We start from the raw sequence: 2,600 nt of genomic DNA, 5'->3' as shown, positions 1-2,600 counted from the left end.
AGAAAAGACTCTAATTAAATAGGTTTACTCTCCTGCCTCTATACCATCATTAGCTTCTATTACATTTATTCCTAATCCGATCGGATAGTAGGAGATTATTTTCCTAACAGTAGAGATATCTTCAAACTAATAACACTCTTTTTTGGAGCATTTTCTACAGTTCTGCTCTGGTGAATATCATTACGGTTGTTTTTGATTCAACTTTCCTACTAATATCATGTCCGGTAGCATCGGTATTGTATAGCAAAGGTAGGGAACACTTAACTGGAAACACTTAACTGGCAAGAATACTTAAGGGCAAGAAAAAAAACTTAAATTTCCTGTAGATATTCACCCTTGGGTTTACACAAACGCGCCCCAGCGGACATGATATAATTCAGTAGTTTTGATTAATGTATTCTAGCATAAGGCATTAACTATATCCTAAATTTATATTAATGAATTTAGCAGTGATGGTATAGATTTACGGATATAACTTCAATAACTTAATATTAGTGACAATAAGTATTGACTATCAAAACAAATCATAGTTAAGAGTATAATTTTTCCTCAAATATATCTTCACAGGTTACCTGTTTAATATCTTGGAATCCAAATTTTTTTAAATATGAAATCCATCCATAAGGGGTATTTTCTATATTCAATATCCCGATCGTAACAGCAACATCTGCTATCCAAGGAACAGTTGATATTTTGTATCCTTGCCAATTAGTTTCTACGCATATCCATTCAGGGATCATATTAGTATCAAATTTACTTTCTGATTTCCAAGTTGCTCTAAAACAATATATAGGAGTATTTTTTTGCATAATTTATTGGGTTACATAACAGGACAAATTATTAATGGTTAACTCAAAGATAATTCAACAATTAATAATTACCTCTTCTGTAATAGAAGAATTGACATTCAAAGAATTTTTTTTCTTCTTTTGGTGATTGGATATGGTTAGGTAACCCATCCATCCCATCCTACAGAATGCTCCGCTTTCCGACCGCTGTCTTGGTCGATTGGAGGCAAGCGAGGAGACCTCGCCATCCCATCCTTCGGAATGCTCCGCTTTCCGACCGCTTTTTATCTATAAATGGAGAGGCTTTATACCTTAATTTTTCAGTAAGCATTAAGTCATCAGCTTATGGCAAGATAAAGTCTCAATTAATATTGAGAGACTGAGTAATAATTAATAGTAATTATCAAAATTATTGCTATACTTGGAAGCTGGAAAAAATTAGCTTCAAAAAAACAATAACCAGTCAAGACTCAGGATTTACTCCGACAAATAATATTTATAAATAGAAAATCCAAGTATAGCAAAGTTTCTGGTAGTTGCTATAAAAGGATTAGTCAAAGGATATCAGCTTACCAGATGGCATCTACCAGACAAATTATACAGAAATAATTGTTCAGATTGAGACATTTTACAAGCATTCGTCATTCATTTTTATTACTGACTGCTAATAGCTAATAGCTGTTTGCAGAGCATTCCGGTAAGGAAATGCTTACAAAGATAGAGGTAACTGTTCAGATAAAATATTTTTTAGCTCGAACATTAGGTCTTCATTGCTTTTGTGAGCTTCCCAAATACCAGAATTCAACCTATTTATTCGCCATTCCCCTTGCATAAAATTTTCATCTTCAGAAACAGTGCCAACATAATTAATAATGTATTGTGAACCTATAAGGTATCGCTTTGTAAAACTAATCTTGCGTCCAATAACTTCACCGCTTAATGTCGCTTCTCCTAAATAATTATTATCTAAGATATTGCCACTTAAACTATTACCAGCTTGAATTAATGTAGCTTCAAACCTTGTAGGATTTTCCTGTTGCCAATAAGTACCTAGCCAAGTTCCACTTAAATTTGCCATAGTAGCTCAATTTAGTATTTAATACAACATTTTCAATGTTAAAAATAATTAAGGGATAAATATAAAAAGAGTTTAGGTTAAAAATTATAGCAGTATGAAATCATTTGTAAAAAATCCAGACAGTAGATAAAAAGTCTGAAATTATTACCCTACTTCTGTGTGCCCTAATTCCAAGAGATTTTCTGGATAACCACACCGAGGAATGCTATATATATATCATATCCTAAAAAGAAGTGGCAATTACAACTCGGCCTGAGATTGAGGATGTACAACTTTTAAATTACAGCAGTTTCGGAGGCGCGTGAGGTACAAAGTTTTATTGTCCTAGGGAACACTTAACTGGGAATATAAAAGTAGTCTTATGACTGTACCTCAGCATCCTCATGCATTGCTGTAAATGGTATGTTTAAAGATTTTAAACCATCTCAAACTGTCCGACTTATACCATTTCACGGAAATCATGCATCGAGTTTGTAATTTTGAGGTTTCCTCATAATGTAAGACGCACTCAAGAGAGTTAAAAGTTAAAAGTTAAAAGTTAGATTTTATAGGCTCAAAACTTTGACACACTCAGTAATTTCTTGAAATTATTTCACATATATATATAGCAATCCGCCCATAGGTTGCGGGTAATTAAAAAGTAGATAAAAAAACTGAAATTCCCACCAGTTAAGTGTTAAGTGTTCCCTAAAAGCAGTAAGATTTTTATACACAAATAAAATAGAATTGCTATA

At 32.8% G+C, this 2,600-nt stretch carries 2 protein-coding genes; both read right to left on the bottom strand.

What is annotated here, in order from left to right; all coding sequences use genetic code 11:
* Positions 1 to 530 precede the first annotated feature (530 nt).
* Positions 531 to 809, bottom strand: coding sequence for a hypothetical protein (locus F6K22_RS38305; RefSeq protein ID WP_293110123.1), 279 nt, complete (start codon positions 807 to 809; stop codon positions 531 to 533).
* Between the two features lie 688 nt (positions 810 to 1,497).
* Entirely contained in the window at positions 1,498 to 1,866 is a 369-nt protein-coding gene (locus tag F6K22_RS38300) for a hypothetical protein (protein ID WP_293110122.1), read from the bottom strand.
* Positions 1,867 to 2,600: the final 734 nt, after the last annotated feature.

Source organism: Okeania sp. SIO2F4, assembly GCF_010672385.1.
Classification (GTDB): Bacteria; Cyanobacteriota; Cyanobacteriia; order Cyanobacteriales; family Microcoleaceae; genus Trichodesmium.
The sequence above is the reverse complement of the archived record's forward strand: the minus strand, read 5'-3'. Positions and strand labels throughout refer to the sequence as shown.